Origin of the sequence: Mesorhizobium sp. CA4, from assembly GCF_020165075.1 — a bacterium.
Lineage (GTDB): Bacteria > Pseudomonadota > Alphaproteobacteria > Rhizobiales > Rhizobiaceae > Mesorhizobium.
In genome coordinates this window covers 224,331-249,461 of sequence record NZ_JAIUHK010000001.1, presented here as the reverse complement: position 1 = coordinate 249,461, position 25,131 = coordinate 224,331, and the positions used below count along the sequence as shown (strand labels likewise).

Sequence of the window (25,131 nt, the reverse complement as noted above, 5' to 3'; positions counted from 1 at the left end):
CGGAAGGATCAGCTACCGGCAGCGATAGACAAAGCGAACGCCGCGTTCCGTCACCAGCTCATCCGCTGGCTCTCGTTTTCAATGTCGGCGATTGGCGAATGCCGAGCGACATCCAATCTCCCCCCTTGCGGGGAGATGTCCGGCAGGACAAAGGGGATGCTGTCCCTCGGCATCTCCAAAAGGCCGTCACAACGCCCTCGAAAATTATCTCCCCGCCCTTCGTCCCGCTTCATAAGCCCGCCTCGCCCACACCGCCATTTCATCGGGATCGTCGAAGGCATCGTCCGGCACGCTCCAATAGGGCATCGCCACCTCCTTGCCGTGGCGCGAGCCGGTATAGGTCCACTGGCGGCAGCCCGCGGCCTCGAAATCGGGGACGGTTTCCTCATCCGCCTTGAGCATCAGCTGGCCACGCACGACAACCGCGACGATGACGCCGTCGCAATAGATGCCCTTGCCGCCGAACAGTTTTCGGATGCCGATGGGCCCAAGGCTTTCGAACAACTCTTCAAGGCGGGCATTATCCATGCCGCGATCATCTCACCGGCCACCGGCCTTGTCATCGCCGCAACCAAAAGCATGCTGACAGGTTGAAACCTGGAAACGGAGTTCCCGCCATGCCCGTCCTGCTCAAAGGCTCCTGCCGCTGCGGCGCCGTCCGCTTCGAGCTGGAGAGCCACACGCCTGTGCCTTTCATGCTCTGCTACTGCTCGATCTGCCGCAAGCAGCAGGGCGGCGGCGGGTTCGCCATCAATCTCGGCGCCGACTATGAGACGATGAACATAACAGGCAAGCGCAGCCTTGGCGTCTACCGCGCCGAGATCGAGGATGACGAGCACCCGCATTGCGAGGTCTCGACCGGCGAGCGCAATTTCTGCCGGAAATGCGGCGCGGCACTCTGGCTCTACGATCCGACCTGGCCTGAGCTTGTGCATCCGTTCGCCTCGGCGATCGACACCGACCTGCCGACACCGCCGGAAAAGGTGCATCTGATGCTGAAATACAAGGCGAACTGGGTCGAGCCGGTCGTCAACAGGAACGACAAGGTATTCGACGTCTATCCGGAGGAATCGATCGCCGACTGGCACAAGCGGACCGGGATGTGGGTTGATTAGGTAATTCCGGCGAACTGCGCAGCGGTTTCCCGCCCGGAATTGCGTCAAGACAACCATCCGGCGACAGGAGACCGAAATGAAGCTCACGACGCACAAGAAATTCAAAGGCGATCGTTTGATGCCTTGGGGCAAGGGCACGGTCGTCTCGGACGCCAAGGGATATGTTTTTCTGTCCGGCAACACCGCCACGGTCGACGACTACGATCCGTCGAAACACCAGGGCGGCGCTGTCGGCGACGCGGCAACGCAGTGGCGCGAAATCCTGGCAAAGATCAAGTCGGATCTGGAGGAACTTGGCAGCTCGCTCGACCATCTGGTCAAGGTGACGTTCTACGTCAAAGGGCCTTTTCCGTCCGGCGGCGTTCTCAGCTCACCCAATTTTCGTCTGGACGTGTTGGACGAATTCTTCGCCGAAGCCCAAAGCACTGCAGCTACAACAATCCGCCGCCATCGGAGGTAATCGGGGTCGCCGCCCTGGCGCAGCCCGATCTTGTTGTCGAGCTTGTCGTCATCGCCGCGCTGCCCGACTGAGCGGGAGCGTTGGCGCCTGATCAGACCGAGGCGCGTGCCTCGGCAAGTGCCTTGAGGTCGGCAGGCTTCAGCTCGACGGATTCGCCGCAGCCGCAGGCCGAACTCTGGTTCGGATTCTTGAAGGTGAAGCCGGTGCGCAGCGTCGTCTGCTCGAAATCCATCTCGGTTCCGAACAGAAAGAGCGCGGCTTCGGGCGCGACATAGACATGCGCGCCGTCGCGTTCGATATGGTCGTCCTTGGGGTTCGGCTCGGTCACAAGGTCAACCGTGTATTCCATGCCGGCGCAACCGCCCTTCTTGATGCCGAGCCGGATACCATGCGCACCTTCGCGCGTGGCGACGATCTCGCGCACCCGGTCGGCGGCCTTTTCGGTCATCGTGATGACGGCGAAGGGTCCCATGTCATTCTCCACGTTCACGCGGGTTCAAGACCCGCGGAATGAGTCTGCCCTTAAGATGGTGAAGTTTCACCTAGCGTGCAAGTCAACCAATCTTTTGCTGTCGCATCGGCTTGTCCGAACACCGCTCCACATTTTCGGGGCCGATGCTAATACCACCCGACCGCGACCTGCGCCTCTTCCGACATCCGGTCGGGCGTCCATGGCGGATCGAACACCATGCTAACCTCCACGCCGGAAACGCCTTCGACCGCGCCGACGGCGTTCTCGACCCATCCGGGCATTTCACCCGCCACCGGGCAGCCCGGCGCGGTCAGCGTCATGTCGATCTTGACCGAACGGTCGTCCTCGATATCGATCTTGTAGACGAGGCCGAGCTCGTAGATGTCGGCCGGGATTTCCGGGTCGTAGACGGTCTTCAGCGCCGAAACGATGTCGTCGGTCAGCCGCGCCAGCTCGTCAGCGGGGATCGCCGAGGCCGTGACGATACCGTTCGCTACCGTTTCCGGCGCTTTTTCTGCGGTGGTGCTCACGTCATCCATCATCGTCACCCGAAGAACTTTCGCGCCTTTTCCAGCGCCTCGGCCAAAGCGTCGACTTCGGCCCTGGTATTATACATGCCGAACGATGCCCTGCATGTGGAGGTGACGCCGAAGCGTTTCAACAGAGGCTGGGCGCAATGCGTTCCGGCCCGTACCGCGACACCTTGCCGATCGATCACCATCGACACGTCATGCGCATGAATACCCTGCAATTCGAACGAGATGATGGCGCCCTTGCCGGGCGCGTCGCCGAAGATGCGCAGCGAGTTGATCGCGCGCAGCCGCTCATGCGCGTAAGCCTTGAGGTCCGCCTCGTGCGCGGCGATACGCTCGCGGCCGATCTTCTCCATGTAGTCGAGCGCAGCGCCCAGGCCGATTGCCTGCACGATCGGCGGCGTGCCGGCCTCGAAGCGGTGCGGCGGCTCGTTGTAGGTGACGATGTCCTCCGTCACCTCCTCGATCATCTCGCCGCCGCCCATGAAGGGGCGCATCTCCGCCAGCCTGTCCTTCTTGCCGTAGAGCACGCCGATGCCCGACGGGCCGTAGACCTTGTGGCCGGTGAAGACGAAGAAATCGCAGTCGAGATCCTGCACGTCGATCGGCATGTGCACGGCGCTCTGGCTGCCGTCGACCAGCACCGGAATTCCGCGCGCATGCGCGATGCGCACAATCTCCTTGATCGGCGTCACCGTGCCCAGCGCGTTGGACATCTGGGTGATGGCGACGAGTTTTGTGCGCGAGGTCAGCCGCTTCTCGAATTCCTCGATGTGGAAGGCGCCCAGATCGTCGACCGGCACCCAGACGAGCTTGGCGCCCTGGCGCTCGCGGATGAAATGCCAGGGTACGATGTTGGAATGGTGCTCCATGATCGACAGCACGATCTCGTCGCCCTCGCCGATCCGCGGCATGCCCCAGCCATAGGCGACCGTGTTGATCGCCGATGTGGTGTTGGAGGTGAAGACGATATTGTCGGTGCTTGGCGCGTTGAGAAACCGCTGCACCGACTTGCGCGCATTCTCATAGGCGTCCGTCGCAGCATTCGACAGGAAATGCAGACCGCGATGCACGTTGGCGTATTCCTGGGAATAGGCGTGCTGGATGGTGTCGAGCACCACCTGCGGTTTCTGCGCCGAGGCGCCATTGTCGAGATATACCAGCGGCTTGCCATAGATCTGGCGCGACAGGATCGGGAAGTCGCGGCGGATCGCCTCGACGTCATAGGGGGTGGTTTCGATCTTCTGGTCCATTTCGAAGTCCTTGCCGGCCAAGGCCGCGATCCTCATCCGTCCGAGCTTCGCTCGGCCACCTTCTCCCACAAGGGGAGAAGGAAAGGCGCTTACCCGTGCGTCGAAAACCAGCCGTCGAGCCGCGCTTCGAGCGCTTCGACCAGCGCCTCGTCGTCCAGTTCCTCGATCACTTCGGCGACGAACGCCTTCACCAGAAGACCCCGCGCCGACTTCTCGTCGATGCCGCGCGCCATCAGGTAAAACAGATGGTCGTGGTCGATCTCGGTGACGGTGGCGCCATGGCCGCAGACGACGTCGTCGGCGAAGATCTCCAGTTCCGGCTTGGTCGAGAACTCGCCGTCATCAGACAGGAGCAGCGTGTTACAGGCCATCTTGGCGTTGGTCTTCTGCGCGTATTGATGCACGTTGATGCGGCCCTGGAAGACGCCGCGCGCCTTACCCGTCACCACATTGCGGATCACCTCGGTCGACGTCGTGTGCGGCACCGCATGGTCGAGCACCATGGTGGTGTCGGTATGCGTGTCGCCGGCCAGAAGATTGATGCCGCGCAGCTTGAAATCGGCGCCCTCGCCCGTCGTCCTGACGACGACTTCCTGGCGCACCAGCCTGCCGCCGGCGTTCATCACGAACAGCGTCAGCTTCGCGTCCTTGCCGATATGTGCCTTGAACTGCGCCAGATGCGTGGCCGTCTCCGGCTGCTCCTGCACGATCAGCCAGGTCACTTCCGCGCCGTCGCCAACCACGAGCTGGCTGACCGAAGAGACGAGTGCCTCGTCGCCTTCGCCTGCCTGGCGCTCGACGATGACTGCCTTGGCGCCAGCGCCGACACGCGCCAGCAGCCGCACATGCGACTGGCCGCCGGCCTGCAGGTTCTGCAATTCGATCGGCTTTTCCAGCACGGCGCCGTCGGCGATGTCGACCAAATAGCCGTCGGCGACGAAAGCCGTGTTCAGCGCGCCGATCGCGTCGTCGCTGCCATAGGGATCGAGCCCGGGCGCGACGCTGCCGTCGGTGAGCTTCTCCGACAGGCGCTGGACGGTGACGCCGTCGATCTCCGGCAGCTTCGTCTGCGAGACGCCGTTCAGCACCGGCAGGACCGCCGACCCTTCAAGAACGGGCGCAAGCGCCTTTGTGACGACGCCGGCCTCGAAAGCCGGCACCGAAGTCAGCAGCCGGCGCAGGTCCGTATAATGCCAGGATTCGACGCGCCGCGTCGGCAGGCCGTGCTTGATCGCCTCGATCGCATCGTCGCGCTTGACCATCACCGCGCCGTCGCCGGGCAGCAGCGACAGCCGCTCGCCGAAGGCATCGATCAGCGCCGTCTCGGCCAGGGTCCGCTGGGGCTGTGCGTGCATGTTCATGACTTTTGCCTCGACTGCCCCCATCTCACGCGGCTTGCCCGATCACGCCGGCGTAGCCGTTGGCCTCGAGGTCGAGCGCCAGCGACTTGTCGCCAGACTTGATCACCTGGCCTTTGTAGAGCACGTGCACCGAGTCCGGCACGATGTGCTCCAGCAGGCGCTGGTAGTGGGTGATGACGACGATGGCGCGCTCCGGCGAGCGCAGCGCGTTGACGCCGTCCGAGACGATCTTCAGCGCGTCGATGTCGAGGCCGGAATCGGTCTCGTCGAGCACGCAGAGTTTTGGCTCCAAGAGCTTCATCTGCAGGATCTCGGCGCGCTTCTTCTCGCCGCCCGAGAAGCCGACATTGAGCGGCCGCTTCAGCATGTTCATGTCCATGCTGAGCGAGGCGGCAGCCTCCTTCACCCGCTTCAGGAATTCCGGAACCTTCAGCGGCTCCTCGCCGCGCGCTTTGCGCTGCTCGTTCATCGCGACCTTCAGGAATTCCATGGTGGCGACGCCCGGTATCTCCATCGGATACTGGAAGGCGAGGAAGATACCGGCGGTGGCGCGCTCGGCCGGATCCATTTCGAGGATCGACTGGCCGTTATAGAGGATGTCGCCTTCCGTCACCTCATAGTCCTCGCGGCCGGCGAGGATATAGGACAGCGTCGACTTGCCCGAGCCGTTCGGCCCCATGATGGCGGCGACCTCGCCGGCTTTCACCGTCAGGTTCAGCCCGCGGATGATCTCGGTGCCATCGTCGACGATGCGGGCGTGCAAATTCTTGATCTCAAGCATAATTTCTTCCTGAATGTCTTTTGCGGTCAGCCGACCGAACCCTCTAGGCTGATGCCGATCAGCTTCTGCGCCTCGACGGCGAACTCCATCGGCAGCTGCTGGATGACGTCCTTGACGAAGCCGTTGACGATTAGCGCGATCGCTTCCTCTTCGGGGATGCCGCGCTGCATGACGTAGAACTTCTGGTCCTCGGAGATCTTCGAGGTCGTCGCCTCGTGCTCGAACTGCGCCGTCGAATTCTTGGCTTCCATGTAAGGCACGGTGTGCGCGCCGCACTGGTCGCCGATCAGCAGCGAGTCGCAATTGGTGAAGTTGCGCGCGTTGGCCGCCTTGCGATGCGCCGAAACCTGGCCGCGATAGGTGTTCTGCGAGAAACCGGCGGCGATACCCTTGGAGATGATGCGGCTCGACGTGTTCTTGCCGAGATGGATCATCTTGGTGCCGCTGTCGACCTGCTGATAACCGTTCGACACCGCGATCGAATAGAATTCGCCGCTGGAATCGTCGCCGCGCAGGATGCAGCTCGGATATTTCCAGGTGATCGCCGAACCGGTCTCGACCTGCGTCCACGAGATCTTCGAGCGGTCGCCGCGGCAATCGCCGCGCTTGGTGACGAAATTGTAGATGCCGCCCTTGCCCTCGGCGTCGCCGGGGTACCAATTCTGCACCGTAGAATATTTGATCTCGGCATCGTCGAGCGCGATCAGCTCGACCACCGCGGCATGCAGCTGGTTCTCGTCGCGCTGCGGTGCCGTGCAGCCTTCCAGATAGGAGACATAGGCCCCCTCCTCGGCGATGATCAGCGTGCGCTCGAACTGGCCGGTGTTCTTCTCGTTGATGCGGAAATAGGTCGATAGCTCCATCGGGCAGCGCACGCCCTTGGGCACGAAGACGAACGAGCCGTCGGTGAACACTGCCGAATTCAGCGTCGCGTAGAAATTATCGGAGGTCGGCACGACCGAGCCGAGATATTTTTTCACCAGCTCCGGATGCTCGCGGATGGCTTCCGAGATCGAGCAGAAGATGACGCCCGCCTGCGCCAGTTCCTTCTTGAAGGTGGTGACCACCGAAACGGAATCGAACACGGCATCGACCGCGACGCGGCCCGATTTGTAGACGTTGTCACCGACCTCTTCTTCTTCCGCGTCAGCCGCACCGGTCTTCTGCACGCCCGCGAGGATCTCCTGCTCCTTGAGCGGGATGCCGAGCTTCTCATAGACCTTGAGCAGTTCGGGATCGACTTCGCTCAGCGACTTCGGCCCCGGCGTGCTCTTCGGCGCAGCATAGTAGTGGATGTCCTGGAAGTTGATCTTCGGATAGTGGACGCGCGCCCAGGTCGGCTCTTCCAGCGTCAGCCAGCGGCGATAGGCCCCCAGACGCCATTCCAGCATCCAGTCCGGCTCGCCCTTCTTCTCGGAGATCAGACGGATGATATCTTCGCTCAGGCCCTTGGGGGCCTTGTCCATCTCGATCTCTGTCTGGAATCCGTATTTATACTGGTCGACGTCGATCTTTCGAACCCGATCGATCGTCTCCTGCACAGCAGGCATAAGCGTTCTCCATCCACGCCGGGGTCAAGGCCCGGCAGTTTTCAAACTATGGCACCGCCGAAATCGCGCCCCAGGGAGGGACTCGCGGCCGAGTAAGCTCCATATAGTGCGTGTCCGCCGGAAATTCACCCGGCCAGGACAAAACGCACGGCTCTACCAGGCCCTAAAGCCTGAATTCGTTATCGAGCAGCGGAAATCCGGGAAACGCGAGGCGTTTCCCGCTCCGATGCTTTGCCGCGTCAGGCGGCTTCTTCCTTGCCCGCCCGGCGCGCGACGATGCCTGCCAGCGCCGCCCGGAACGTCGCGATATCCTCGGCGCCTGTCGCACGGCCGATCGAGACGCGCAAGGCTCCCAGGCTGTCGCCATGGCCCATCGCCTTGAGCACATGGCTTGGCCCGACCTTTCCCGACGAGCAGGCCGAGCCCGCCGACAGCGCGACGCCGGCAAGATCGAAAGCGATCTGCGCCGTCTCGGCCTTGATGCCGGGAATAGCGAAGAATGTCGTGTTGGCAAGCCTTGGCGATGCTGCTCCAAAGATTTCCGCGTCGGGCGCCAATTCGGTCACTATGGCCTCGATCTCGTCGCGCCGGCGCGCGATGGCTACCATGTCGGCGAGACCGGCCAGCGCGGCACGCGCTGCGGCGCCGAAACCGGCGATCCCGGCGACGTTTTCCGTTCCGGCGCGGTGCCCTTTTTCCTGGCCGCCGCCATTGACCAACGACCGCGGCATCATCAGGTCGGACGCGGCGACGATCGCGCCGACGCCCTTCGGACCGCCGATCTTGTGCGAAGACAGGATCAGATAATCGGCATAACGGCCTGACATATCGATCGGAATCCGCCCGGCGGCCTGCACGGCGTCGATGACCAGCACCCCGCCCGCTTCCTTGATGATTTCGGCAATGCGCCCAACCGGCTGGACCACGCCGGTCTCGTTGTTGGCGGCGTGGATCGCCACCAGCGGCAGGCCGGCGGCCTTGTCATGCGCGGAGAGCGCTGCGGCAAGCGCTTCGAGATCGGCAATGCCGTTGCGATCGACACCGATCCCCGTCACCTGCGCCGGTGCGAAGCGCCCACCATTCAGGACGCAGGGATGGTCGGCCTCAGAGACGTAGAGATGGCTCATGCGGATGGCGCCGCGTCCCATCTGCCAGTCGGGCGTAAGCAGCGTCGAGGCGGCTTCGGTGGCGCCGGAGGTGAAGACGACATGTTCGGGCCTGGCGTTGACCAGCCGCGCCACGTCGCGGCGCGCGTCTTCGACCAGTCGGCGCGAGGCCCGGCCCTCGGTGTGGACTGATGAAGGGTTGGCGGCATCGAGCGCCGCGACCATCGCCGCGCGCGCTTCCGCAAGGAGCGGCGCGCTGGCATTGTAGTCGAGATAGGCGCGAGTTGCGGCCATTTTCGCTCAGTTCGTCCTTTCGCCAACTATCCCGCGAGGATAGCGCGTTATTTCCTTGAAATTGCAAGGCAAGCCGTCCTATTTACGCGGCTTGCGGCGCGGGCGGCCGGACCATCGGGTTTTGGCCTCCCAGTTTTGAACAATTCTAAACTAGCTTCTAGGAAGACGCTCGCCCGGCGTCAAGGCCACAGAAGATGTGGGGCCGCACGAGAGTTGGGCCGAAGAGTTCCGGGCTAGCGCATTCATATGCCACGTGGAGTATTTTATGCCTGAGGTCATTTTCGCCGGTCCGGCTGGTCGCCTGGAGGGACGTTATCAGCCCTCGAAGGAAAAGAGCGCCCCGATCGCCATCGTGCTGCACCCGCACCCGCAATTCGGCGGCACGATGAACAACAAGATCGTCTACGACCTCTTCTACATGTTCCAGAAGCGCGATTTCACCGTGCTGCGCTTCAATTTCCGCGGCATCGGCCGCAGCCAGGGCGAGTTCGACCACGGCACCGGCGAATTGTCGGACGCGGCCGCGGCGCTCGACTGGGTGCAGTCGCTGCATCCGGATTCCAAGAGCTGCTGGGTCGCCGGCTATTCCTTCGGCTCGTGGATCGGCATGCAGCTTCTGATGCGCCGGCCGGAAATCGAGGGCTTCATCTCGGTCGCGCCGCAGCCCAACACCTATGATTTCTCCTTCCTGGCGCCCTGCCCGTCATCCGGCCTGATCATCCATGGCGATGCCGACAAGGTGGCCCCGCCGAAGGACGTACAGGGCCTGGTCGACAAGCTGCACACGCAAAAGGGCATCACCATCACCCAGAAGACGCTGCCCGGCGCGAACCATTTCTTCGCTAACGATTCCGAGCTGCTGATCCAGGAGTGCGCCGACTATCTCGACCGGCGCCTCGCCGGCGAGCTCGCAGATCCGAGGCCGAAGCGCCTGCGCTAAGCACGGCAGGCCGCCAGTCCAGGCGTCTTAAGGGGTCTGGATTCAGTCGGCGCCGATCTCGTCGCTTTCGACCGGGACGGACATCGAAACCATGCCACTCGGCGCGCGGAACGGTCCCAGCCGGAATGTCCGCTTGCGCACCGGCAGCTTCGAGCTTGTCTGGCCGAAGATGAAGCCGAGCCGGGCAAACACCAGGCCCGAGACCACCGCGATCGCCAGCCCGAGGCCGAAGCCCGCGACCGTGTCGCTCGGATAGTGCGCGCCGACGAAGACGCGTGTCGAAGCGATGCAGGCGGTGACTGCCAGCGCGATATACCAGCGTCGCGGGAACAGCAGCAGCAGGATGCCGAACACCGCGCCCATCGTCGTGGCATGGCCGGACGGAAAGCCGGCAAAGCGCGCGTCCATGGCGAAAGGATGCAGCGACAGGACCCCGAGACTGTCGAAATAAAGCGGCCGGGCCCGGCCGATCCCGTATTTCAACAGGTTGACCGCAAGACCGGAGAGGCCGACCGCGCAAAGCACCAGGAACGCGAAACACGTCCAGTTATAGACGATCATCCGGCCATGCCGGGAAAGGCCGCGCCAGTCCGTCAGATTGGCGGCGACGAGGCAGAGTGCCGCCGGAATGAGATACCAGCCGCCGAGGCCGAACTGCGTGAAGAAATCGGTGAAGCGCGCAAAGCCGGGGGACCATTCGCCGCGCATCTCGCCCGCGCCGGCGTCGAGGCGCAGGAAGATCGCCACCGTCAGCAACATCCAGGCCATGAGCCAGACGCTCCACAGAATTCGCGGATAGCGCGCTGGCCGCACGGCAAAGCGTCGCTTCACGATCGACATCGTGTCGCGGAAATTGCCGAGCGAGCGGCGGTAAAGGGCAAGTGGCGCGGCGGACATGGCTTCAGCGCGTGCTTGTAGGGACATTCGATGCCCGACGCTATTCATCACGGAGCCACCCGGTAAAGCCCAAGCGACAACTTGTCTCCTGACGAATAATTGATGCCATCGATCTCGGTCAGCCGCTTCGCCGACTTGCCCTGGGCGGTCACCACGTCCGAAAGCTTCTGCTCGTCCTTGATCGGCGCCAGCCCAAGCGCGCAAGATGGATCGTTGAGCAGATGCCGCGCCACCCCCTCGACATCGGTAAGCACGGTCTTGGTGCCGACCAGGAAGACCAGGCTCGGCTCCTGGAATTTCGCCGAGGCGAGCACCGTGGTATCGCAGCGCCGGTTGGCGTCGACGGCGGCTTTAATGGCGGGGCTGAGCCAGATCGGTTTCAGCGAAGGCGCGATGACGCCGAACAGCAGGCTGAAGGTGATGCCGGCGCCGATCGCGATCGCGGCAATCCGCGGAAGCGGCACCTGCAGTTGTTCGGGGAAGGCAAGATAGCCTGTGACCAGAGCGGCGATCGCCGCCGGTATGCTCCACCAGGAGAAGGTCTTTGTCAGATAAAGCGGCGCGCCGACGCAGACCACGGCAAGGCCGATCGCCACAACGACAAGGCCGAACGCGGTCGCCCGCCAAAGCCATGTCTGCCACCGCTTCAGCGGCGCGTTAGCTTTGTCCGCCGGCAAGGTGAGCAGCCAGCCGACCAGAAGCGCCATGCCCGGATAGGCAGGCATCACATAATGCGGCAGCTTGGTCGGGATCGCCTCGAACACCAGCCAGAACGGGATATACCAGGCCAGGCAGAAGCGCAGGCGCGGATCGTCCCAAAGACGGTTGATGGCCTGGAGCCCGGCGCCGACCGCGATCAGCCCGAAGGGCCACATGAACAGCGAATAGGTCAGCATGTAGAAGCCGGGCGGCAGGCCGTGCGATTCCTCGCCCTGCGCCACCTTGTTCAGCATGTCCTTGCCGACCGCTTCTTGGAAGAAGGCGCCGCCGCTCTTCCAGGTGATGAGAATGAGCCACGGCAACACGATCGCCAGCACGATCAGGACGCCGCGCACCAGCTTCATCTTGAGGAGCCAGCGCCAATCGCGGTCGAAGGCAAAAAGCGCAGCGGCGGTCAGCAGCGACAGTAGCGGCGAAACCGGGCCCTTGATGAGGATGCCGAAGCCTTGCGCGATCCAGAAGATCCACGGCAGATGCCCCGGAACCGGTTCGTTGCGCTTGGCTGCCCAATAGACCTGCGCCAGCGCGCCTTGCGCCATCACGCAGCAGGCAAGCAGTATGGCATCGGTCTTGGCGTCGCGCCCCTCGAAGGCGGTGGCGAAGATCGCCGCCATCATCAGGCCGGCGGCCAGCCCGGCATTGGCGCCGAAGAGTTTCGTCCCGGTCCAGCCGATGCCGACGACCGCGAGCGCGATGCCCAGCATCGAGACCAGGCGATAGACCCAGATCGGCGCCGCGGCCCCCTCGCCGCTCAACGCCACGGCGGCCGACTGCAGCCAGTAGATGCCGATCGGCTTCTTGTAGCGCGTGACATCCTGCAGGCGGATATCGACATAATCGCCGGTCTCGACCATCTGCTTCGTCGACTGGACGAAGCGGGATTCATCGCGGTCGACCGGCGGCAGGCTGGCCAGCCCGCTGACGGTCATGACGATGCTGAACAGAAAGAGGAAGAGGTAGTTCCTGTTCATCGCGGGAGCTCGTCCGATCTGAAACTGCGGGATGGCCCCGTCGCGGCGCATTGCGCCTGTCTTTGCGCGGCGCCTCATTACGCCAGCAAAAAGGACGAAGCAAGGATATGCGGCTTCACCTGAGGACCCCAAGACCGGAAACCGCTTTTGTTGATAGCGGTCTTTCGTTTGGCGGGCGATCGGACGCAAAGCCCGAAACCACTTTTGCTGATCGCGCTTGGATGCTAAACGCGCGCCTTCATATCAAGTATGGCCAAGTGCCCGGCGACTTCCAGGAAGAACAAATGTCCGCCTTCAAATCCGATTTCCTGCGCATCATGAGCGAGCGCGGCTTCATCCACCAGATTTCGGATGAATCGGCCCTCGACCAGCTTTTTGCCAAGGAGACGGTCAGCGCCTATATCGGCTTCGACGCCACCGCCAAGAGCCTGCACGCCGGATCGCTGATCCAGATCATGATGCTGCACTGGCTGCAGCAGACCGGTCATCGTCCGATCGCGCTGATGGGCGGCGGCACGTCGATGATCGGCGACCCGTCCTTCAAGGACGAGGCGCGCAAGCTGCTCACTCCTAAGGACATCGAAGACAATCTCGTCGGCATCCGCCGCAATTTCGCGCCTTACCTGAAATTCGGCGGCGGTCCGGGCGATGCGGTCATGGTCAACAACGCCGACTGGCTGATGCAGATCAACTACGTAAACTTCCTGCGCGATGTCGGCCGGCATTTCTCCGTCAACCGCATGCTTGCCTTCGATTCCGTGAAGCTCAGGCTCGACCGCGAGCAGTCGCTGTCCTTCCTCGAGTTCAACTACATGATCCTGCAGGCCTACGACTTCGTCGAGCTCTACAAGCGTGTCGGCTGCCGGCTGCAGATGGGCGGCTCGGACCAGTGGGGCAACATCGTCAACGGCATCGATCTCGGCCACCGCATGGAGGGCGTGCAGCTCTTCGCCATGACCACGCCGCTGCTCACCACCTCGTCCGGCGCCAAGATGGGCAAATCGGCCTCGGGCGCCGTCTGGCTCGATAGCGACATGCTCTCGCCTTACGAGTTCTGGCAGTACTGGCGCAACACCGAGGACGCTGATGTCGGACGCTTTCTGAAACTCTACACGACCCTGCCGCTCGACGAGGTGGCGCGCCTTGAAAAGCTCGGCGGCTCGGAGATCAACGAGGCGAAGAAGATCCTCGCGACCGAGATCACCGCCATGCTGCATGGCCGCGACGCGGCCGAGACCGCAAGCGAGACGGCGCGCAAGACTTTCGAGGAAGGCGCGCTCGCCGACACTCTGCCCAGCATCGAAGTAGCCAAATCGGACCTCGAAGCCGGCATCGGCATTCTGGTGCTGTTCGTAAGCGCCGGGCTTGCCGGCTCGAACGGCGAAGCGCGCCGGCATGTCCAGGGCGGCGCCGTGCGCATCAACGACCAGCCCCTGACCGACGACCGCCGCGTCGTCACGCTTCAGGATCTCGGCCCGGAAGGCGTCGTGAAGCTTTCGCTCGGCAAGAAGAAACACGTGCTGGTCCGGCCGATCTGATCGGCCGCGGCTTACTGCCCACTTTGGGACGGTTGCTGCCTGTACTCGAAGATCGAGCGGAATATGCCTGGCGCGACCACCGATAGCGGATTGATGTTAAGCGTCGGCTTGTTGGCGTTGCCGCGCAAACGGTAGGTGACGCCGATCAGGCCGCGGTCACGCCCGTTGCCGAGCAGCGGCCCGAACAACGGCAGTTCGCCGAAGATACGGTTGAGACCATAGACCGGCATGAAGGTGCCGGTCATATCCATGTTGTTGTTCGCATCGTAGAGCGTGCCCTGGAAAGTCGTGCCGATGCGCGGGCCCCGCAACAGGCCGTTCGCCAGTTTCAAATAGCCGGAACTCTTATCGATCTCGGCGAAGCCGCGCTCGAACTGCACCCTGGACGTGTCGATGTTGCTTTTGACGGCCTGGTTCAGGCTGCGTGTATCGCCGGCCGGAGTCGTCGATACGATCGAGGCCAGCTTTGGCTCGTTGACCACATAGAAGTTGCGCGCATCCACCTGTCCCTTCATCGGCCCGTCGGCGGCGCCCGAGAGCGACAGCGTGATCGCGCCGCCCTCCATATGCTCGTAGACGTTGAGGAACCGCAGGATGGCGCCGGCATCGGCAGATTTCACCCTGAGCACGCGGCCGCCTTCGCTTGTGGTGTTGTTGATCGCGATCGCCGCGCCGGAGCTTGCCGCGGCCGTGACGTTGAGCCCGTTCACGCGCGATCCGGCGGCGCTGTATTCGAGCCTGAGATTGGAGAGCACCTCGTCGTGGAAGCCGGTCAGCGATGCCACGTCGGCCCTCACCGAGACGGCATCGCTGCCCGCGCCCTTTGTCGCGGTGTCGACATCCGAGGTGAACTGCTTGATCAGCGAGCGGGCGTCGAGCGACGCGCCGCTGACGTTGACGGCATAACTCTTGCCGGAGCGCTTCACCGAAACGGCGACGTCGTCGCCCCGGTTCAACGAAACCTTGCTGAAGCGGGCCGTTGACAACGTCCCGTTGACCAACGTCACATTGCCGTCGATCGAAAAGCTTTTTCCGCCGAGATCGAAATCCGACAGCGTGGTGGTGCTGCCGGACTTTGCCATGTTGAAAGCGACCTTGGCGGGAATGCCGGCGCCCTTGCTCCAGCCGGCCCAGGGAATGTCGAGCCTGGCATTGGTCAGGTCCGCCGAAACCTGCTGGGCGCCCTGGCCGCTCTTGTCGATCGCCACCTTGATGGTTCCCGAAAGCAGGTCCGACAGTCCAGGCATGCTGGCATTGCGCGTCTTGTCATCGAGAACCAGCGTAACCTTGCGGCTTCGCGCCGGCCCGTCGTCGGCTAGCGGCTCGACCAGATCGAGCTCGGCCGGAATGCCGTTGAGCTTGGCCTCGGCGGAAATCACCGCCTGCTTCGGCCCGACGGTGATCGAGCCAGTGGCGTCGGTGACCGTCTGGTCCTCGAAAGGCTTGGCCAACGACAGATCCTGATAATCGAGCGAAACCAGCCAATCGAGCTTCGAGGTATCCATGCCCTTCGTCAGCGGAATGTCCGCCCTGACATGGCCGGTGACGGTGCCGGACAGATCCTCGGGTGCCAATCCGACATGGCGCATGGCGTTGATCGGCTCGTAGGAGGCAAGCTCGGCGATAGCCGGGGCCTCACCCGCAACGTCGATGTCGAGCCCGCCAACCACAATCGGCAAATTGGCGTTCTTGATCGTCAACGTGCCGCCGCTTGCCGCCACGGTGCGGCCGCTCGGCATATAGACGCTGCCGGAGGAGAGCGCGATGTCGACATCGTTGCCGTGGAACCCAACGACGCCAACGGCGTCACGGACCGGCGGGATGCGCCCGGCGGTATCGAAGCGCGATCCTTCGACCCGGAAACGGCCGAACACTTCGTCGCCGGTAAGCGGCACGCCGTTGCCCAAGCGCCCCGGCGCGACCTGGAACTGCAGGTTGGCATCGGTCACCGTGCCGCCGAACAGGTTGCCCAGCACCCAAAGCCGCGCGTTGCGGGCCGAGAACCACGGCCACAATTGCTTGACATGCGAGACCGGCATGTCGTGAACGTTGAGCGACAGCGATACTCCTGGAGGACCGTTGTCGATGAAGGCGACCGTGGCGGCCCCCAGCACCTCGCCCGGTCCGCCCGAGCGCACGCCGATCTGCTCAGCGACAAGCTTGCGGCTCCTCGGCTGGTAGACGCCGGCGATACGGGCCAGGAATTGAAGTGCCGGTTCCGGCGATTCCGAGGGCGCCAGCATCGAGCCGTCGCTGGTGAGATCATAGCGGTAGGCAGGCTCCTCCCCCGCGGCTGCCGGCTTCGGTCCGATCGATCCGGCAAAGTCGAAGCTGGAGCGGCCGCTTCTGATCAGCAGCCGGTCGACCGAGATCTTGTTCGAACCGGCCACCAGCGTGGCATCGGCATCGACATCGGTCGGCAACAGCCCGCGTTCGTCCAAGTCGAGCACAGAACCGTTGAGCGAGAGTGATGCCGCCAGGCGCGAAGGGTTGTCGCCCGATGCTTCCGAGCCCGAGAGCTTCAACGCGATCGAACCCAGTTTAGCGCCGTCGGCCGCCGGGCCGAGTCCTGTCGAACTGTTCCCGCCGGAGGGGCCGGCTATCTCGAGATTGGCGTCCAGCGACGAAATGCGTTTTGCTGTCGCATCGCGCGTCGCCGAGGCGATCAACGTCGCGTGCCGGCCGTCGACATCGGCATCGTACGAGAACTGCATGCTTCCCGTACCGGTTTGCGCGATGGTCGCCGAGGCGACGGTCACGCGCTTGACCGGCCCGGTGTCCGGCAGCTCGAACTCGACATTGCGCAGATCGATCTGGCGCATCGAGTCCTCGCGCACGGCATCCAGCGCGTCATTGACGCCTGAAAACACCGCCGCCGACACTTTCTCCGGGTCGATAAGGCCGTTCTCGTTGCGCAACGCCGCCGTCCAGTCGCCTCCGCCGGAGGGCATGGCGGCCACCACGATATGAGCATCGGAAAATCTGGCGGCGGTCAGCCGGACATCGCCGGAAAGCAGCGGCAGCAGGCGCATGCCGAAACGCACGCGCCCGATATCGGCCATCGGCTTGCCGTCGGCCGTCTTCAGGCTGACATCGTTCACCTGCAGGGCGACAAAGCTCGACCCGTCGAGCGTCAGCCGCGCCGCGCCGACGGCGACGTCGACGTCGACGCCCGCCAGCTTCTCGATGGCGGTCTCAGCCTCGGCCCGGAGGCGCTCCGTGCCTATGCCCGAGGCCCCGAGGACATAGACGCCTGCCGCCGCCACGAGCACGAGCGCGCAAAGCCCGGCAAACACGCGACCGAGAATGCGGAAGCGCCGGCGCACCGCCGCGCGGCCGAGCGGCGGCACGCTGCACGCGGACGGAAGCCTTGCCAGGTCGGTGATCTCGTCACGCCTGAACCTGATCTTCTCGTGCTGCGGTTCTTCCTGATCCAAGCAATATTCCGTTGTGACGAACTCGTCGTGGACGAATCCCCGCTTCACGTTATATCGATGATTTCCCGCGCGTAACCGCTAACAAGGGCATCGATATGGCTGATCTCGACGTGGGCGACACAGCACCCCAATTCGATCTCCCGCGTGACAGCGGGGGCTCACTCAGCCTTGCTGCGCTCCGGGGCAAGCCGGTCGTACTCTACTTCTATCCGCAGGACGACACCACAAGCTGCACCAACGAGGCGATCGGCTTCTCGCAGTTGAAGCCGGAATTCGAAAGGGCGGGCGCCGTGGTGATCGGGCTCTCACCCGATAGCGTCAAGAAACACGACAAATTCAAGGCGAAGTACAATCTCACCGTCGATCTCGTCGCCGACGAGGAGCGCAAGGTGATCGAGGCCTATCATTTGTGGGTCGAGAAGACGATGTACGGGCGCAAATATATGGGCGTCGAGCGCGCCACCTTCCTGATCGGCAAGGACGGTCGCATCGCCCGCATCTGGCGCCAGGTTCGCGTCAAAGGCCATGCCGAAGAGGTGCTTGAGGCGGTGCGCGCGCTCTGACGGGAGCGCGTGGGTTTCGCGATCGCGGGCCGCTCGCCGACCCATCTCCGTTGCAACCGGCCACCCGCAAAGCGCGAATTGGTTTGCGCGGATATTGCGGGCGGCAAAACTTTGTTAACCTTAATAATGTGTAGTCGAGCTTGTCGTTGGTCTCCGTAATGAAAGCTCGGTCCCGTGAAACAAACCGGTCAGTCAGCGGTCTTCGGCAAGCGCAAGGAACCGCATACGGTCATCATTGCCCGGGGCAATGAGATCAAGCATTTCACCATCCGCCCCTGGCTCGCCGCCTTCATCGGCTCGGCCCTGGCGGCGATCGCCATCGGCTATCTGCTCGCGACGTCCTATCTGGTGCTGCGCGACGACCTGATCGGCGCCACGACGGCCAGGCAGGCGCGCATGCAGCAGGCCTATGAGGACCGCATCTCGGCCCTTCGTGCCCAGGTCGACCGCATCACAAGCCGCCAGCTTCTCGACCAGCAGCTGATGGAAACCAAGGTCAGCGAGTTGCTGGCCAGGCAGACCCAGCTCAGCGAGCGCCATGGGCGGCTTGGCCCGATCCTTGAACGCGCCGAGAACGAGGTCGGCGACCCACCTGCAACGGGCGCAGCGGCACCCAATCCCGACGAGCACGCTGAGGTCACCGGCAGCCTCTCGCAGGCGCCGGCCTATTCCGTCGCATCCTTGAGTGCTGGCGACACACGGCCCTTCTCGCTTTGGTCGACAAGGTCCGATCCGCTCGACGGCGAAACGGCCGCCGACCGCGCCGACAAGCTGTTCGTCTCGATCAATGCGTCGCTCAAGGCCATCGAGAACCAGCAGCTTTCGCGCATCACCACGCTTGCCGACAACGCCTATAAGAATGCCGATGCCATCGCCCAGGCACTGGAAGCGGCCGGCCTGCCGGTCGACAGCGAGCTTGACAAGAGCGATGTCGGCGGCCCGCTGGTTCCGCTCGATCCCTCGATGGTTTTCGACAGCAAGGTCAAGGAGCTGGACGAGGCGCTAGATGCGCTCGACGAGGTCAAGAAAGAGGCGAGCAAGCTGCCGCTCGCCAACCCGGCGCCGGGCCATACGGTGACCAGCCCGTTCGGTGTGCGCACCGACCCGATCCTGGGCAGCGCCGCCTTGCATACGGGAATGGATTTCAGGGCGCCGATCGGCATGCCGGCCAAGGTCACCGCCGCTGGCACCGTCACCAAGGCCGGCTGGGCCGGCGGCTACGGCCGCATGGTCGAGGTCGACCATGGCAACGGCTTTGCCACACGCTATGGGCATCTGAGCGAGATCGATGTGAGCGTCGGCCAGAAGCTTGCCGCCGGCGACGTCATCGGCAAGACCGGCAGCAGCGGCCGCTCGACCGGTCCGCACCTGCACTACGAGGTGCGCCACGACGGCGAGGCGGTCGACCCGCTGCGCTTCCTGACCGTCGGCAAGAAGGTCGCGCAGTATCTTTGACCGGCTGATCCAGCACCGGCGCCCGCGAATTCGCTAAGCGCCGGGATTCTCCTGCCCTGCCAGATACATCGTTGCCGCCGAACCAAAGTAAGGACGCCGTTCTTCAACGCGGCCTCGTCGATACGGAACTTGGCGTGGTGAAGCGGATAAACCGATCCGACCTCCGGCCGGTCAGGCGTTGACATGGACATCCCGCGGGAACTTCGTCAGCGTCTCGTTGCCGGTATCGGTCACCAGAATGGTCTCGCTGATCTCGATACCCCAGCCGTCCATCCACATGCCCAGGATGGAATGAACGACATTGCCGGGTTGCAGCACCGTCTTGTCACCCGGCCTCAGGCTGATCGTATGCTCGCCCCAATCCGGCGGATAAGCAACGCCGATGGAATAGCCGATGCGCGATTCCTTCTTCAGCCCGTGACGCTCTATGACCTTGCGCCACGCGGCTTCGACCGCTTCGGCGGTCGTGCCCGGCCGCACCGCATCGAGCACCGCATCCATGCCTTCGATCACCGCCTTTGCCGTGTCCGCGACGCGGGTCGGCGTCTTGCCGAGTTGCATGGTCCTGGCAAGTCCCGCAGCGTAGCGGCGGCAGACGCCGGCAAGCTCGAGCGCGATCGTTTCGTCCTTTCCGAACCGCCGGTCGCTCCACATGATGTGCGGCGCGGAAGCATTTTCGCCGCCGAGGATCGTCGGCGGCAGCGCCGTGATATCGCCGGCGAAATCCGGGCTGCCGGCGATCTGCGCCGCCTGGATGGAAGCGATCGCGTCGCATTCGCGCACGCCCGGCGCAATGACTTCGTAGGCTCGCGCAACAGCCGCTTGCGCCAGCCTCGACGCGTTGCGCAGATAGGCGATTTCCGGCGCTGATTTCACCGCGCGGATCCAGTTCACGAGCAGATCGGCATCATGCCATGTCGCATCGGGCAATCCGGCGACGAGCCGCGCATGCGCCTTCGGCGAGAAATAGTAGGCTTCGAGCTCGATGCCGATATGGCGGCTGCCCCAGCCCTTGGCGACGATCCACGCCGCGACCCAGTCCATGGGATGACGGTCGGCGCGCTGCACGTGGTCTTCCGGGAAGCCGACGATGTTTTCCGGCTTCATCCAGGCCGTCAGCAACCCGCCGGGCGCATCCATGGCGCGGCCGATCCAGACCGGCTCGACCTCCTCGATCGGAACAAGCACCACCTGTGGCGTGTAGAACGACCAGCCGTCATAGCCGGTGATGTAATGCTGGTTGGCGACGTCGTTGACGATCAGTAGTTCGATGCCGCGCATGGCCATCTCGGCGCGGATTTTTCCGAGCCGCCGCTGGTACTCTTCGCGGGCAAAAGGCAGTTCAATCATCTTTTCTCCTCGCCGGACCTATCTGATCGGGGGCGAGCCGCGGCTTCCCCTCCGCCCACCATCGCGATGGTTTTGACGGCCGGCAATCGGCCAGGACAATGCACAAGCATGGCCTAGCCCGGCTTGGCTTAAGCCACCTTGGTGATCGCGGTGGGTTTTTTGAATTCCATTTGACTGAATAAATTTTCTCTGCAAGTCTTGCCGCAGGGATGGGATGCGCAAGCCATGGCGTTGCGGGGGACCAATCAGGAATTCGGGCGGCCGTACAACCGGCGCATCGTACTTGAGTCCATCCGCCGCTTCGGCCCCATCGCGCGCGGCGATATCGCCCGGCATGTTGGACTGACAGTCCAGACCGTTTCGACCATCGTTCGCGAGTTGGAGGAACAAGGTTACATCCTGTCGGTTCGCGAGGAGCCGAAGGGTCGTGGCCTGCCGCCGGCGAGGCTGCGCATCAACCCAGACGGCGGATATGCCGTCGGCATCCACCTCACTCCGCTCGGCATCGACGCGGCGCTGATCAACCTCAGCGGCGACGTGGTAGAGGGTGCGCACCGCAGCGCGCCCAATGCCGCTCCCGATGACGCGTTCGAAGCAATCGGCGCCATGGTCGCCGAAATGACAGGGCGTCGCCCGGGCAGCCGCGTCATCGGCATCGGCATGGCGCTTCCTGGCCCGTTCGGTGTCGAACCCATGAGCTTTGTCGGCCCGACGACCATGGTTGGCTGGCGGGACGTTTTGCTACGCGAGCGGCTGTCGGCAGCCACCGGCCTGCCGGCCTTCTTCGAAAACGACATGGCGGCCGCCGCCATGGGCGAACGCCTCTATGGTTTCGGCGCCAAGCATTCCGAATATTACTATCTATATTTCGGCGTCGGTCTTGGCGGCGCCATGCTGCATGATGGCAGCGTCTTGCGCGGCGCCTGGGGCAATGCCGGCGAGATCGGGCATATCCCCGTCGTTCCGGGCGGCGAGCCGTGCCCCTGCGGCAATCGCGGCTGCCTCGAACGCTATATTTCGCTGGACGCGCGAAGCCGCTGGAGCGGCGACGATGCCGGCTGGGTGGCCGAGGTCGCGCCCGTATTCCGCAACGCGATCGCCATCATCGAGAACCTCTTCGATCCCGAAACCATCGTCCTTGGCGGATTGGCCTCGCCTGGCCTGCTTGAACGGCTGGCGGCATCGCTGGAGCCGCTGCTGAATTCGGTTTCGGCGCGCAAGGATCGCACCACACCGCGTATCCTGCTGGCGCAAGGTGGCCAGCACGCGGTGCTGCGCGGAGCGGCGGCACTTGCCGTTTCGGGCGTGCTTTCCCCGCGCTTCGGCCAAATCTTCACCGCCAAGCGGCAGCGCGATGGCGACCTTTTGAAGGGTGGAGACATCGCAGCATGAGCGAACCGCTTCTGGTCCTCGACAACGTCGCCAAGAACTACGGCGCCATCCAGGCGCTCCGCGGCATCAGCTTTTCGATCGGACGCGGCGAGGTTGTAGCCCTTCTCGGCGACAACGGCGCCGGCAAGTCGACGCTGGTCAAGATCATCGCAGGCGGGCTTGAACCGACCTCGGGCCGCATGCTGTTCGAAGGCAAGGACTTCCTCGCCAGGTCTCCGGCTGAGGCCAAGGCCGCCGGCATCGAAACCGTCTACCAGGACCTTTCGCTCTGCACCAATGTCGATGTCGTAGCCAACTTCTTCATGGGACGCGAGATCACCCGCAAGGTGCTGGGCGTTCCGGTCCTCGACGAGCGCGCGATGGAAGCGGTGGTCGGCAAGGCGCTGGCCAATGCCGGCACGCGTATTCCTTCGCTGCGCACCAAGGTCGAGCATCTCTCGGGCGGCCAGCGGCAGGCGATCGAGCTCAACCGCTTCGTCCATTGGGGCGGCAAGCTGGTGCTGCTCGACGAGCCCTTCGCCGCGCTCGGCGTCGAACAGACCCGTCGCGGCCTCGACATGATCCGCCAGGTGGCAAGGCAGGGTATCGGCGTCGTCATCATCACCCACATCATGCAGCAGGCCTTCCAGGTCGCCGACCGGATCGTGGTGATCCGCCAGGGCGTCGTGGCCGGCGACGTTGCCCGCAACAAGACAAGTCCCGACGCGGTGATCAACATGATCACCGGGGAGACGCTCGCCGGTGCCGGACCGGCGGGCTGAAAAACAATGAGGGGTCCGGCGCAAGAGGAGCGAACGACATGAAGCGACTGCTACTTTCTGTCTTCGGTATCCTGGCACTGGCCATTGCCACGCTAACGCCGGCATTCGCCCAGTCCAAGGGTACCGTTTATTACCTGGTGCCGACATTGCTTGACGAATTCCAGACCGGCTCGGTGAGCGCTCTGGAACTGTTCCTGAAGCAGGTCGGCTATGAGATGAAAACGCTGAACGCTGACAACAAGACCGACGCTCAGCAATCGCAAATGAATGATGTTATCGCGCTGAAGCCCAAGGCGATCATTCTCGCCGCGGTCGATTTCAACGCATTGAAGCCGTCCGTTGAAGCCGCCCGCGCTGCCGGCATTCCGGTGGTCGAGTTCGACCGCCAGATCACCGCAACGCCGTCCGACTTCACCTCGGTCGCAGGCACGGTCGAGATCGGCCACATCGCGGCCGATCAGGCCGAGGCCCTGCTGAAGGCCAAAAACGGCTCGGTCAAGGGCAAGATCCTCCAGGTGCTCGGCGATCCAGGCGATCCCTACACGCTCGATATCCAGAAGGGTTTCGAGGAGAAAATGAAGGCGTTTCCGGACGTCAAAATCATTTCGCTGCCGGCCATGCAGTGGGAAGCGAGCAATGCCGGCACCATCGTTGCCGACCAGATGCTGGCCAATCCAGACATCGACCTGATCTTCAGCCATGCAGCCCACCTCTCGGTCGCGGCGGTCGCTTCGCTCGAAGCCGCCGGCAAGAAGCCGGGCGATGTCATGCTGATGAGCTCGAACGGCGCGCCGGTCGGCCTCGACCTCATCCGGAAGGGCTGGCTGAACGTCGAGGTCGAGCAGCCGCTTTACGCGCAGGCCGCAGCCGTCGCCATGTTCATGGATAAGGTCGCCAACAAGCAGGAGATCAAGCCCGGTGACTACGACGTGCTCGGCCTGAAGTCGGTGGTGACCAAGGAAGCCTGGGGACCCAACATCAAGATCCCGGGCGCCGCGATCACCAAGGCAAACGTCGACAATCCTGCCTTCTGGGGCAACCAGAAGCCGCCGACGGATACGGTCAAGTCCGTCGAATAGGCTTTCCCAGCAGAGCTCCGGGCCGCCGTGGCCCGGGGCCTTGCGGTGCGTCCGCGCAGAAGCGGTCGCGCATCTCATCCTGACGCCAACCGGATCGCCCCATGAGTCCGCGCACTCGCCATAGTCTCGAGCTCGTGCTCGACAATCTCGTCTGGTTCATGCTGGTTTTCGTGCTGGCGGTGTTCTCGATGTTCATTCCGAACTTCTTCCAGCTCGGCATTTTCGCCAACATCGTCGAGGCTTCGAGCGTGCTGGGCGTCATGTCGATCGGGCTGGCGCTGGTCATCATTGCCGGCCACATGGACCTTTCGGTCGAATCGGTCGCCGCGCTCAGCGCCATGGCGGTCGGCATCATGTTCTGCTCGTCCGGCATCGGCCTGGGCGTGCAACTGCATCCGGATTGGCTGATGGTGCCGGTATCGCTCGCCATCGCGCTGGCGGTGGGCGCGATCATCGGTGTTATCAACGGGCTCCTCATCGTCAGATTGAAGATGAGCGCCTTCATCATCACGCTTGCTTCCTACATCTGGGTGCGCGGCCTCGTGCTGGTCATCTCCGGCGGTCGCTCCGCACAGGACCTCGCCCCCGCGATCCGCTGGTTCGGCATCCAGCGCCTTGCCGGTCTGCCCCTCACCGCATGGATCGCGGTCGCCTGTTTCGTCATCTTTTCGTTGATCCTGGCCAAGACGCCTTTCGGCCGGCATCTGGTGATGATCGGCGGCAACGAGACGGCGACCTTCCGCGCCGGTATCCGCGTCAACCGCAACCTGATCGTGGCCTTCGTGCTCGCCGGCGCCATTGCCGGGCTTGCCGGTTGGCTGCTTGCCATCCGCACCTCCGGCGCCACCGCCAATCTCGGCGTCGGGCTCCTCTTCAACGCGTTCGCCGCCGTCGTCATCGGCGGCGTCAGCCTGAAGGGCGGCGTCGGCACACTACCAGGGGTTTACGCCGGCGTGTTGCTGCTGTCGGCCATCAACACGGCCATCAACCTGATGGGCCTGCCGGCTAACTTCACCCAGGTCATCCATGGTCTGCTGGTGCTGGCGGCCGTGCTGCTGGACGCTTTCAAGCAAACCATTCGTCAAAAACTCGCATGACAGGAC

General features: G+C 63.6%; 22 protein-coding genes. 10 read left to right on the top strand and 12 right to left on the bottom strand.

Going from position 1 to position 25,131, the window contains the following annotated elements:
• Positions 1-204: 204 nt before the first annotated feature.
• Complete coding sequence (locus LB528_RS01230) at positions 205-528, bottom strand: TfoX/Sxy family protein (protein ID WP_224713555.1); 324 nt, start codon at positions 526-528, stop codon at positions 205-207.
• An 89-nt stretch (positions 529-617) separates the two neighbouring features.
• Between LB528_RS01230 and LB528_RS01225 the strand changes: the two genes are divergently transcribed.
• Positions 618-1,115 carry a GFA family protein gene (locus tag LB528_RS01225; RefSeq protein ID WP_224713554.1) on the top strand — a complete coding sequence of 166 codons (498 nt, stop codon included), beginning with the start codon at positions 618-620 and terminating at the stop codon, positions 1,113-1,115.
• 76 nt (positions 1,116-1,191) lie between these two features.
• Positions 1,192-1,575, top strand: coding sequence for a RidA family protein (locus LB528_RS01220; protein WP_224713553.1), 384 nt, complete (start codon positions 1,192-1,194; stop codon positions 1,573-1,575).
• A gap of 91 nt (positions 1,576-1,666) precedes the next feature.
• On the opposite strand, the gene sufA is transcribed toward LB528_RS01220, so the two are convergent.
• From sufA to LB528_RS01185, 7 genes are all read right to left on the bottom strand, one after another.
• Positions 1,667-2,047, bottom strand: coding sequence for a Fe-S cluster assembly scaffold SufA (sufA, locus tag LB528_RS01215; protein WP_224713552.1), 381 nt, complete (start codon positions 2,045-2,047; stop codon positions 1,667-1,669).
• Positions 2,048-2,193: 146 nt separating this feature from the next.
• Complete coding sequence (locus LB528_RS01210) at positions 2,194-2,586, bottom strand: SUF system Fe-S cluster assembly protein (protein WP_224587068.1); 393 nt, start codon at positions 2,584-2,586, stop codon at positions 2,194-2,196.
• Between the two features lie 5 nt (positions 2,587-2,591).
• Entirely contained in the window at positions 2,592-3,833 is a 1,242-nt protein-coding gene (locus LB528_RS01205) for a cysteine desulfurase (RefSeq protein ID WP_224713551.1), read from the bottom strand.
• A gap of 89 nt (positions 3,834-3,922) precedes the next feature.
• Positions 3,923-5,194 (bottom strand): Fe-S cluster assembly protein SufD, encoded by a 1,272-nt coding sequence (gene sufD / locus LB528_RS01200; protein ID WP_224713550.1) that lies wholly within the window; start codon positions 5,192-5,194, stop codon positions 3,923-3,925.
• Between the two features lie 25 nt (positions 5,195-5,219).
• Positions 5,220-5,975, bottom strand: a complete 756-nt coding sequence (sufC, locus tag LB528_RS01195; RefSeq protein ID WP_224713549.1) for a Fe-S cluster assembly ATPase SufC — start codon at positions 5,973-5,975, stop codon at positions 5,220-5,222.
• 26 nt (positions 5,976-6,001) lie between these two features.
• Complete coding sequence (gene sufB, locus LB528_RS01190; RefSeq protein ID WP_224713548.1) at positions 6,002-7,525, bottom strand: Fe-S cluster assembly protein SufB; 1,524 nt, start codon at positions 7,523-7,525, stop codon at positions 6,002-6,004.
• A gap of 239 nt (positions 7,526-7,764) precedes the next feature.
• Positions 7,765-8,925 carry a cysteine desulfurase family protein gene (locus tag LB528_RS01185; RefSeq protein ID WP_224713547.1) on the bottom strand — a complete coding sequence of 387 codons (1,161 nt, stop codon included), beginning with the start codon at positions 8,923-8,925 and terminating at the stop codon, positions 7,765-7,767.
• Positions 8,926-9,190: 265 nt separating this feature from the next.
• Between LB528_RS01185 and LB528_RS01180 the strand changes: the two genes are divergently transcribed.
• On the top strand, positions 9,191-9,865 hold the full coding sequence (locus LB528_RS01180) for an alpha/beta hydrolase (RefSeq protein ID WP_027166430.1): 675 nt from the start codon (positions 9,191-9,193) through the stop codon (positions 9,863-9,865).
• A gap of 42 nt (positions 9,866-9,907) precedes the next feature.
• Here LB528_RS01180 and LB528_RS01175 read toward each other — a convergent pair whose 3' ends face one another.
• Positions 9,908-10,762, bottom strand: coding sequence for a phosphatase PAP2 family protein (locus tag LB528_RS01175; RefSeq protein WP_224713546.1), 855 nt, complete (start codon positions 10,760-10,762; stop codon positions 9,908-9,910).
• A 47-nt stretch (positions 10,763-10,809) separates the two neighbouring features.
• Complete coding sequence (locus LB528_RS01170) at positions 10,810-12,453, bottom strand: ArnT family glycosyltransferase (RefSeq protein WP_224713545.1); 1,644 nt, start codon at positions 12,451-12,453, stop codon at positions 10,810-10,812.
• 284 nt (positions 12,454-12,737) lie between these two features.
• Here LB528_RS01170 and tyrS point away from each other — a divergent pair, with 284 nt between their 5' ends.
• Positions 12,738-13,991, top strand: a complete 1,254-nt coding sequence (gene tyrS, locus LB528_RS01165; protein WP_224713544.1) for a tyrosine--tRNA ligase — start codon at positions 12,738-12,740, stop codon at positions 13,989-13,991.
• Positions 13,992-14,002: 11 nt separating this feature from the next.
• Here tyrS and LB528_RS01160 read toward each other — a convergent pair whose 3' ends face one another.
• The gene (locus LB528_RS01160; RefSeq protein WP_224713543.1) at positions 14,003-17,428 is read right to left on the bottom strand and encodes a DUF3971 domain-containing protein; all 3,426 of its coding nucleotides are present in this window, start codon (positions 17,426-17,428) and stop codon (positions 14,003-14,005) included.
• A gap of 95 nt (positions 17,429-17,523) precedes the next feature.
• Here LB528_RS01160 and LB528_RS01155 point away from each other — a divergent pair, with 95 nt between their 5' ends.
• On the top strand, positions 17,524-17,991 hold the full coding sequence (locus LB528_RS01155; RefSeq protein WP_224713542.1) for a peroxiredoxin: 468 nt from the start codon (positions 17,524-17,526) through the stop codon (positions 17,989-17,991).
• Positions 17,992-18,165: 174 nt separating this feature from the next.
• Positions 18,166-19,446: a peptidoglycan DD-metalloendopeptidase family protein gene (locus tag LB528_RS01150; protein WP_224713541.1), complete on the top strand. Its 1,281-nt coding sequence runs from the start codon at positions 18,166-18,168 to the stop codon at positions 19,444-19,446.
• A gap of 171 nt (positions 19,447-19,617) precedes the next feature.
• Here the strand turns inward: LB528_RS01150 and LB528_RS01145 are convergent, their stop codons facing one another.
• Positions 19,618-20,796: a M24 family metallopeptidase gene (locus tag LB528_RS01145; RefSeq protein WP_224713540.1), complete on the bottom strand. Its 1,179-nt coding sequence runs from the start codon at positions 20,794-20,796 to the stop codon at positions 19,618-19,620.
• Positions 20,797-21,021: 225 nt separating this feature from the next.
• On the opposite strand from LB528_RS01145, the gene LB528_RS01140 reads away from it, so the two are divergent.
• From LB528_RS01140 to LB528_RS01125, 4 genes are all read left to right on the top strand, one after another.
• Positions 21,022-22,188, top strand: a complete 1,167-nt coding sequence (locus LB528_RS01140) for an ROK family transcriptional regulator (protein ID WP_224713539.1) — start codon at positions 21,022-21,024, stop codon at positions 22,186-22,188.
• A complete protein-coding gene (locus tag LB528_RS01135) occupies positions 22,185-22,949 on the top strand; it encodes an ATP-binding cassette domain-containing protein (protein ID WP_224713538.1) in 765 nt (254 codons plus the stop codon). Before LB528_RS01140 ends, LB528_RS01135 begins: the two co-directional genes overlap by 4 nt.
• 38 nt (positions 22,950-22,987) lie before the next feature.
• Positions 22,988-24,028, top strand: a complete 1,041-nt coding sequence (locus tag LB528_RS01130) for a sugar ABC transporter substrate-binding protein (protein WP_128257290.1) — start codon at positions 22,988-22,990, stop codon at positions 24,026-24,028.
• A gap of 101 nt (positions 24,029-24,129) precedes the next feature.
• Positions 24,130-25,125 (top strand): ABC transporter permease, encoded by a 996-nt coding sequence (locus LB528_RS01125; RefSeq protein ID WP_224713537.1) that lies wholly within the window; start codon positions 24,130-24,132, stop codon positions 25,123-25,125.
• The last annotated feature ends 6 nt before the right edge of the window (positions 25,126-25,131 follow it).

Bases quoted from the DNA above. Each gene is read 5' to 3' on its own strand.
- LB528_RS01230 (WP_224713555.1), bottom strand. From the start codon at position 528: ATGGATAATGCCCGCCTTGAAGAGTTGTTCGAAAGCCTTGGGCCCATC.
- LB528_RS01225 (WP_224713554.1), top strand. From the start codon at position 618: ATGCCCGTCCTGCTCAAAGGCTCCTGCCGCTGCGGCGCCGTCCGCTTC.
- LB528_RS01220 (WP_224713553.1), top strand. From the start codon at position 1,192: ATGAAGCTCACGACGCACAAGAAATTCAAAGGCGATCGTTTGATGCCT.
- sufA (WP_224713552.1), bottom strand. From the start codon at position 2,047: ATGGGACCCTTCGCCGTCATCACGATGACCGAAAAGGCCGCCGACCGG.
- LB528_RS01210 (WP_224587068.1), bottom strand. From the start codon at position 2,586: ATGGATGACGTGAGCACCACCGCAGAAAAAGCGCCGGAAACGGTAGCG.
- LB528_RS01205 (WP_224713551.1), bottom strand. From the start codon at position 3,833: ATGGACCAGAAGATCGAAACCACCCCCTATGACGTCGAGGCGATCCGC.
- sufD (WP_224713550.1), bottom strand. From the start codon at position 5,194: ATGAACATGCACGCACAGCCCCAGCGGACCCTGGCCGAGACGGCGCTG.
- sufC (WP_224713549.1), bottom strand. From the start codon at position 5,975: ATGCTTGAGATCAAGAATTTGCACGCCCGCATCGTCGACGATGGCACC.
- sufB (WP_224713548.1), bottom strand. From the start codon at position 7,525: ATGCCTGCTGTGCAGGAGACGATCGATCGGGTTCGAAAGATCGACGTC.
- LB528_RS01185 (WP_224713547.1), bottom strand. From the start codon at position 8,925: ATGGCCGCAACTCGCGCCTATCTCGACTACAATGCCAGCGCGCCGCTC.
- LB528_RS01180 (WP_027166430.1), top strand. From the start codon at position 9,191: ATGCCTGAGGTCATTTTCGCCGGTCCGGCTGGTCGCCTGGAGGGACGT.
- LB528_RS01175 (WP_224713546.1), bottom strand. From the start codon at position 10,762: ATGTCCGCCGCGCCACTTGCCCTTTACCGCCGCTCGCTCGGCAATTTC.
- LB528_RS01170 (WP_224713545.1), bottom strand. From the start codon at position 12,453: ATGAACAGGAACTACCTCTTCCTCTTTCTGTTCAGCATCGTCATGACC.
- tyrS (WP_224713544.1), top strand. From the start codon at position 12,738: ATGTCCGCCTTCAAATCCGATTTCCTGCGCATCATGAGCGAGCGCGGC.
- LB528_RS01155 (WP_224713542.1), top strand. From the start codon at position 17,524: ATGGCTGATCTCGACGTGGGCGACACAGCACCCCAATTCGATCTCCCG.
- LB528_RS01145 (WP_224713540.1), bottom strand. From the start codon at position 20,796: ATGATTGAACTGCCTTTTGCCCGCGAAGAGTACCAGCGGCGGCTCGGA.
- LB528_RS01140 (WP_224713539.1), top strand. From the start codon at position 21,022: ATGGCGTTGCGGGGGACCAATCAGGAATTCGGGCGGCCGTACAACCGG.
- LB528_RS01135 (WP_224713538.1), top strand. From the start codon at position 22,185: ATGAGCGAACCGCTTCTGGTCCTCGACAACGTCGCCAAGAACTACGGC.
- LB528_RS01130 (WP_128257290.1), top strand. From the start codon at position 22,988: ATGAAGCGACTGCTACTTTCTGTCTTCGGTATCCTGGCACTGGCCATT.
- LB528_RS01125 (WP_224713537.1), top strand. From the start codon at position 24,130: ATGAGTCCGCGCACTCGCCATAGTCTCGAGCTCGTGCTCGACAATCTC.